Origin of the sequence: Paraburkholderia azotifigens (assembly GCF_007995085.1) — a bacterium.
GTDB classification, from domain to species: domain Bacteria; phylum Pseudomonadota; class Gammaproteobacteria; order Burkholderiales; family Burkholderiaceae; genus Paraburkholderia; species Paraburkholderia azotifigens.
Window position 1 is genome coordinate 2,661,723 of the sequence record NZ_VOQS01000005.1, and the last position, 7,134, is coordinate 2,668,856.

The window sequence follows — 7,134 nt, forward strand, 5'->3', positions numbered from 1 at the left end:
ATCAGCACGGGCGCTGACTTTGTTATCGTGGTCAGGCAGGACGAAGTCAGTTCCCCGAGAATACCGGAGCAGCCAGTTCCTAGTAGACTAGGAACTGTTTTTTCGTAGTCGATTTGGTCTCGGACTCGCCCATGAAAAACGCGCAGTTACGTGAGCTTCCTGTCCTGGAACGCTTTCTTGCCGCTCTGGACATCGGCGTGGCGAATTTCACGCTCTGTGACATTCGTGATGGCTGGAGCGCTCGGTTCGAGGCCTGCGCGACGGCGAGTCTGCATTACTGCATGGACGGAAGCGGTGTTTTAATAACTCAACACGGTGAACGAGTATCGCTCAGCGCGCACAGTTTCGTACTTCTGCCGCCAGGTATCGGTTACAAAATCGAGAGCGGCAAATCGTGCGCGACGCGCGAAACGAATCGCTCGCGTGTCGGTGACTGGCCTTGGCAAGAGACTGTTCCGACTGTCCAAGTCGGTGGTGGCGACAACGGTATTTCCACCGCATGTGGGGAACTGCGTCTTGACACGACTTCGGGCAGTGACCCGTTCAAGACGTTGCGACACCCGCTCGTCGCTCAGTTCGAAGGCAAGTCAGGATTGAGAGACCAGTTCGTTTTGCTGCTCGCGGAGTCCGCGCGTCCGGGGCTTGGCTCGCGTACCCTGGTCGAAGCGCTGCTGAAGCAGTGTCTGATCCTCGTGCTTCGGCGACAGATAGATAACGGGGGGTGGACCTGCCGTGGGCAGCCGGCGTCGCTGACAGGCGTCTCGCCCGTGCCTTAGAAGCGATCCTCGAGCGATCGGCGTCTGCCTTGTCAGTCGAGCGTCTGGCAGACATCGCCGGAATGAGCCGCTCAGCGTTCGCTGCGCAGTTCATGAAAGCGTTTGGCCAGTCGCCAATGGCGATGCTTAAAATTGTTCGCTTGAAGAAAGCCGCGGAATTGCTGGCTACCACCAACTATCCGGTAGCAGAAGTGGCGAAAATGGTAGGTTTCTCGAGTCGAAGTAACTTCTCACTGGCGTTTAATGCCCGGCACGGCTTGGACCCGAGCACATTCCGACGTCGCCTGACATCTGTGCGAGAGCGCCTACCCGAGTAGCCTCTGTAGCCGGCGAAGAGACGAGAGACGGCCGGAGGGCATCGCCGGTCGGCGGGCGCGCTTTCTCTCGACCATGGTGGGTCATCCGCATTTTCAACACCCGCCTGCCTGCCACTTTTTTGCTAGGCGTGGGCTGAAATGCACGGTGTTACTGTTGCTGCTCGTTTGAAGTACAGATATGTCTGTAGCTCGTCGCCGAGACGAAATGGCCAAAAGGTTTCGCCGAGCAATGAAGAAGCGGGTTATTCATGGACGATGCAAAGAAGCCGGAGAAATGGGGCTAGGTGAGTGACAAAAACGAAGCCCGCAAGGAGCGGCTGACCAACTGGTTGACTGGCATGGGGAAAGCAGGTTGAAACCACACAGAGACGGTGCGAGATGAGAAACAACGTCATAGTCACAGTGGGATGCTTTTTCCTAAGCGCCGCGGCGAACGCACAAAGTAGCGTTACTCTATTTGGCGCGCTAGATGAAGGCGTTAATTTCACCAACAATGTTGGAGGCCACAAAGCGTGGCAGACATCCAGCGTCGATCTTGTTATCAGTCGCTGGGGCATCAAAGGAACAGAGGATCTCGGCGGCGGACTTCACGGAGTCTTCGACCTGGAAAGCGGAATTGTTCTCGACAACGGCAGCGCATACTACGGCGGGCGTCTGTTTGGATATCAATCGTATGTAGGCCTTCAATCGGACGCCGTCGGGACACTTACAGTGGGAAGACAGTTCGACACCGTGACTGATACGATTGGGCCGATGACGGCCAATGGAAATTGGGCCGGTTATCTATTCTCTCATCCGGTAGACAATGACAACACAGATGCGTCGTTCCATACGAATAATTCAGTAAAGTACACGAGCCCCGTCATCGCTGGCGTTAGCGTGACCGCACTCTATGGTTTTAGCAACGCTCCCGGGGGATTCGCGGAAAATCGTATGTACGGTGTTGGATTGAAATATGCGTATAAGTCGTTCACGGCGGCGGCTGTTTTCCAAGACCTCTCTTCGCCAGGGGCGAGCGCGAGCGGGACAGTGTCCTCAGATGACTACGGCTTTGTCGCGAACAATCAAAAGATATATGGAGCTGGTGTGTCCTACGGGCTCGGCGCCACCGCGGTTGGCATCGCTTATACGCATGTACACTTGCAGCAGCCTCAGTCGTCGATATATGTAGGCTCGCTAGGCAAGGACCTCGCAAGCGTTACTTTCGACAACGTGGAAGTCAACGTTAAATACAACTTCACTACCAGTTTGTTCGTAGGTGCGATGTACACCTATTCACACGCCAATCTCGGTCGAGATGAGTCAAATCGTTCTCTTCATTGGAATGAAGTCGGTTTAATGGGCCAGTATTCCCTTTCAGGTCGGACAGCCCTATATGCTCAGGTGATCTATCAAAAGGTCAGTGGAACATCCGATACGATTTTAGACAATGCATATGTGCCGGGATCCGCGGGCGTGTCCAGCAATTCTCATCAGGTTGTCGGACGGCTAGGCATCATGCACGCCTTCTAATTGACCTTCCGAAACGATGAAATATGCTGCGGGAGCCGTTAAGGAAGGCGATGAACGGTAGGTGAGTACCGAACGTTACTTGAGGACGCGGTGTCGTACATGTCGGCGATACTATGTATTTCCTGCGGAGGCAATATAACTCCACTGTTCAATGGGCATTTTTTCGAGAATCGCCAGGTCATCAGTGTGACTGCCAGATTTTCTGAACTTTTCGCCGATGACCTCGCACCAACCGCCGCAAGTCGTGATTGGTGGAAGTCGTTGGTGACGGATACGAAAGGGAAGCGACGCTAGCACCGCTGGTCCCACGCGGGGAGAGAAGAATCCGCGGATCGTTATAACACATTCGCAGTTCCTCTCTGATGATCGGGTTTTTTGCCGCCTTCCGGGCGAGGACTGTACATCGCTAATCCTTTCCGGCGACTCATCAGAAAACCAGAATTCAATTGTCTACAGGAGAAGTTGGTTATGAAAATTCCATCTGTCATCGGCACCGCCTTCGCAGCGGTTGCGTTTACTGTCGCGTTGCCCGCGGTGGCGCAGGGGTAGGCGAAACGGTCACGCCGAACTTTGATCACGGGATCCCCAACATTCCCGGCAAGTCTTTGACGGCCGTAGTCGTTGATTACGCTCCCGCCGGAGCATCGCCGGCGTACAAGCACGCGAAGTCAGCTTTTATTTATGCCTATGTCGTATCGGGTGCTATCGAGTCGCAAGTGAACAACGGTCCGAAACGGGTCTATCACGCCGGTGAGAGCTTTTTTGAGGAGCCGGGCGCGATCCACCGCGTTAGCCGCAATGCGAGCAATACCCAGACCGCTAAGCTACTCGCGGTATTCGTTGTGGATACCGACGACAAGCCCTGACGACCCCAGCTGAATAATGCGCTAACTTGGTGGTGCACCAATCTGTCCATGCAGATTTTGACCGCAGGGGTAACGGTGGTCTCTGATGAGGGGCACGGCGTTGCACCGCTGCTAGTGTTGCTTTTCGCACTCCGGCGCGGCAAGCCGCCCGAGCGGCGAGCCAGCGCTCGGGCGTCACACCTCTTTACGGCGTTGTCCAGATCCAATGGGGCATCGTTGCAGTGCCTCGGTCCGCCTTCGCTATGGCAAGTCGCATGCGTTGCTATCGATCCGGTCGGCCTGTCCATGGCGCGAGGACGACCACTCTTGCGCAGCAGTCACCAGAGTGCCGTTAAGAAGACTGAGTAGCGCGGATAGCCGATGGCGATCTTTTACCGACAGACCGGGCGCAGCAGAAGCTTTTGTGTCTCGGCGGTCCAGTAGTCGCGACGGATCAGCGTCGGGCGGTGAATCAACGTCTTGACGGATCGTTCGAGCTTTGTTATTTCGTCTTCCAGAATCACCTCACTCTCCATTTGAGGACGCTAGCCGAAACGGTGCTCCATAGTCTCTTTGGGGGCCAGAAAGTGCTAGCAACGCGGCATTTTGCGAGTTACCAGTGCGTGACTATCAGCCACAACAGCAAGGCAGAGCCGGCAAGTATGAAGAGCCAGCCTAGCAATCGATCTAGTCGCATCGGTTTCAGTTACCGCTAGGTCGCGTCGCCGGTGTGCCATCTTTTTTCACTGTGGTTCACCTCATTGGTTAGTCGGCAAATGGATACCGCGGATGCGAGGCGCTTTGCCTGGTCACCGAACGCATGAGCGGCCGCCGTCGTCTGCTCGACGATAGCGGCATGTTTGCCCGGTGATGGCATCCATATGCGATGTGGTTTTACCTACCTCCTGCGCCACGGAACTTTGTTCACTCGAGGCGGCGGCAATCTGATAGATGATTGGATTCATTCGCTGTCGATCGCGGGGGCGGAGCCCTCAGGCGAAAAATGTGGCGCCATCCTTCGCCCTTACGCAGATTCCCACACGAGCATCTTCACGTCGTTGGCGGCCGGCTTCGGCTCCTAGTGCGACGCTACGAAGTTCGCTGCCATGTGTCGAGGACTGCCACGCTCAAGCGAGGTTCGCGTAGAGAGTGTCGAGAGTTTTTTGCAAACGGCATGAGCGATATGTGCACCTTCAAACTAACAATAACGGCCAGGCATGAAGTTTACTTAAGCTTGCATCCCTACCTTTTGAATCGTTACGCAGTAACGAACTACGAAAATCGGTGCTACAGCGCACAGCAAATGGCAAATAGCAGCGACAAATTTAACGGGCGGCATCCGGACGTTTGAGGTGGTACTTATGTGAGGAAAATTGGACAGGCGGGACGGAAAAGTGACCGGCGCATGGAATCGCCGGCCAAAAGGGTTCCGGGAATTCCGAGGGCCCATTAGTCCAGGAACCTGAGAGTCTCGCAGTATGCCATATCAGTATGAAGAAAACTTAAGATTGCCTTTGTTTTCGGTGAGAAACCGGATAGAAGGTGAGATCTTAGAGAGTTCGGCCTTTCTTGCAGTCTTCTTATTGGAATCGGACATCTTGCGGAAAGGAGAACCACCTCTACATTGGGTAATGGCTGGAGGAACTATGTCTTAAGCGTTGTTCCTTGACGCATAACGCCCGACTCTTGGTCATGTCTTTCGAATCCCTCGCTCTAAAAAATATGCGAAAGTAGAACGTTCGCGTCGGCCGGCGCGAATCTTTGATTATGAAAGGAGTTACGCGATGCTTTTCCTCGTCAGACGGCACCTGCGCTTGTCGTTGATCCCTGACCATGGTTCGTTCGATCTCGCCTCGGAAGTGCCCGGGCGAATGACGCTGATTTGTTTTTATCGCGGGCTTCATTGTCCCACCTGTGCAATGTATCTAAGGGAGCTGGAACGACTCACGCCAGAATTCGCTGAGCGAGGCATTACGCGATTGCATCAGTTCCGATAGCGAACCTCGCGCGAGAGAGATGCAGAAAAGGTTGCGGCTAACAGCTTGCGCATCGGTTATGGTCTACCGCTGACGGAAGCCCGAAATGGGGCTTTATATCTCACATCTCGTGGCAAATCGTCCATCGGGGTCGATGAACCTGAAATGTTCTCCGAACCCGGCTTGTACCTGCTACGTCCGGACCGGACGATTTCTATCTTTCGGTCCAGTCCATGCCGTTCGTGCGCCCCATTTTAAGGAGCTACTGCAGGCTCTCGATTTCGCGATTCAGCATGACTACCGGCACGCGGCGAGTACACAGGCGACTTTAAGCCCGTTTTGTGATGCATTGAGCGTTGTCCATGAGGGCGAGCGCTCATGCGCAGCTAGAACCTCCCTAGGAATGGCCCGCAGTCTGCAGTGTGCACCATCGCGAGTGTGCACGAGTGTGTACGCAGTGCGATCGTCCGTGCGCGGTCGCGAGACACGGAGCCGATGATCGCCTTGAAGACGCTTTTCTGCCCAGACTTGATGCTGCAGTGTCACAGTCGCCTCCGAGAGTTGACGCCAACCGGCATGGCCGTTCGCTCGGCATCTGAAAGTGCCGTTGGTAACGGCGAAACACCGTAGGCCGTCAGTGGGACCACCGTTACTGTTGCGTAAGACTGCGCATCGAGCTACGCTCACGAATGATCTCGGTGAGAGACTTAAGCTACAAGCCGGCATCGAGACGCCAAATCTGTGCTAACCAATCCGTGTTCCTTGCAGGAAGCCGTCCGCTGGTCATATGCGCGGTCGCCACTGCTCGAAGCGGTTGTTCTACGAGCGCTTGGGATATCGATAGCCTTCGCAACGGCTGGGCGCGAGGAACGCCTCGAATGCACGCGTCACGTGCGGGAAATCGGCGATGCCGACCAGGTCTCCAGCTTCGTAGAAACCGACGAGATTGCGCACCCACGGAACGTAGCCATGTCGGCAATCGTATATGGTCTCCCATGATCCAAGTGCGGTCGGCGAGGCGCTGATTGAGCCGTTTAGCAAGCGCCGCGACTCCGGCACGTAGCGGTCGCGCGGGCGTTTGTCTCATAGTCCTTTCCGGCGACTTGTTGAAGAACCCGATCTGACCGAACTCGGGCCGATTCCACCCATCTGGAACATCAGCCATTGATCGTCTATACGTCCTGCCGCGTCAGCCGGGATGAACTGCATGGCCTTGTCGGCCAGATAGATCAAGATGGCGCCTGATTCGAAGAGGGCGAGTGGCTTGCCACCCGGCCCTGCCGGATCGAGGATTGCCGGAATCTTGTTGTTGGGATTGCGAAAGAAATTCGGGCGACATCTGATCATTCGTATCGAAGCGCACTAGATGCGGTTCGTACGGTAGCCCGGTCTCCTCAAGCATCACCGAGACCTTGATACCGTTTTGGCGGGTAGCGAATACAGTGGATGCGCTCGGGATGCTGCGCGGGCCATTTGCGCGTGATCGGGAAGGCGGAAAGATCGTTCATCGGTGTACTCGCCCAAAAGAGCAGTGTTTATGCGAGGATGGATGGCTGTATGTTGCGGTCGCATGGTCGGTGGCGTACCGCGCTTCGTGAGCCGTTTGTAGAGATAGACGGCTACCAAGTTTGTATCTTGCAGGGCGATGGCCCAGAAGCACAGAGCCAAAAATCGCTTCATTTAATAGGCCGCCAGACCTCACATGAGT

At 55.3% G+C, this 7,134-nt stretch carries 4 protein-coding genes and 2 pseudogenes; 4 read left to right on the forward strand and 2 right to left on the reverse strand.

Features of this window, described 5'->3' with window-relative positions; translation table 11 throughout:
• Positions 1 to 131: 131 nt before the first annotated feature.
• The 4 genes and pseudogenes from FRZ40_RS43960 (at position 132) to FRZ40_RS43970 (ending at position 3,488) form a co-directional block, all read left to right on the forward strand.
• Positions 132 to 776, forward strand: coding sequence for a cupin domain-containing protein (locus tag FRZ40_RS43960; protein ID WP_240057397.1), 645 nt, complete (start codon positions 132 to 134; stop codon positions 774 to 776).
• Between the two features lie 62 nt (positions 777 to 838).
• Entirely contained in the window at positions 839 to 1,093 is a 255-nt protein-coding gene (locus FRZ40_RS45690; RefSeq protein ID WP_240057534.1) for a helix-turn-helix transcriptional regulator, read from the forward strand.
• 378 nt (positions 1,094 to 1,471) lie between these two features.
• Positions 1,472 to 2,605, forward strand: a complete 1,134-nt coding sequence (locus tag FRZ40_RS43965; protein ID WP_147236858.1) for a porin — start codon at positions 1,472 to 1,474, stop codon at positions 2,603 to 2,605.
• A 468-nt stretch (positions 2,606 to 3,073) separates the two neighbouring features.
• Positions 3,074 to 3,488 (forward strand): annotated as a pseudogene (locus tag FRZ40_RS43970) (cupin domain-containing protein).
• Between the two features lie 354 nt (positions 3,489 to 3,842).
• Here the strand turns inward: FRZ40_RS43970 and FRZ40_RS45925 are convergent.
• Together FRZ40_RS45925 and FRZ40_RS43980 are read right to left on the reverse strand one after the other, a co-directional pair.
• Complete coding sequence (locus FRZ40_RS45925) at positions 3,843 to 3,974, reverse strand: hypothetical protein (protein WP_275671127.1); 132 nt, start codon at positions 3,972 to 3,974, stop codon at positions 3,843 to 3,845.
• Between the two features lie 2,279 nt (positions 3,975 to 6,253).
• A pseudogene (locus FRZ40_RS43980) lies at positions 6,254 to 6,934 on the reverse strand (glutathione S-transferase N-terminal domain-containing protein); the annotation flags it as partial.
• Positions 6,935 to 7,134: the final 200 nt, after the last annotated feature.

Bases quoted from the DNA above. Each gene is read 5' to 3' on its own strand.
- FRZ40_RS43960 (WP_240057397.1), top strand. From the start codon at position 132: ATGAAAAACGCGCAGTTACGTGAGCTTCCTGTCCTGGAACGCTTTCTT.
- FRZ40_RS45690 (WP_240057534.1), top strand. From the start codon at position 839: ATGAGCCGCTCAGCGTTCGCTGCGCAGTTCATGAAAGCGTTTGGCCAG.
- FRZ40_RS43965 (WP_147236858.1), top strand. From the start codon at position 1,472: ATGAGAAACAACGTCATAGTCACAGTGGGATGCTTTTTCCTAAGCGCC.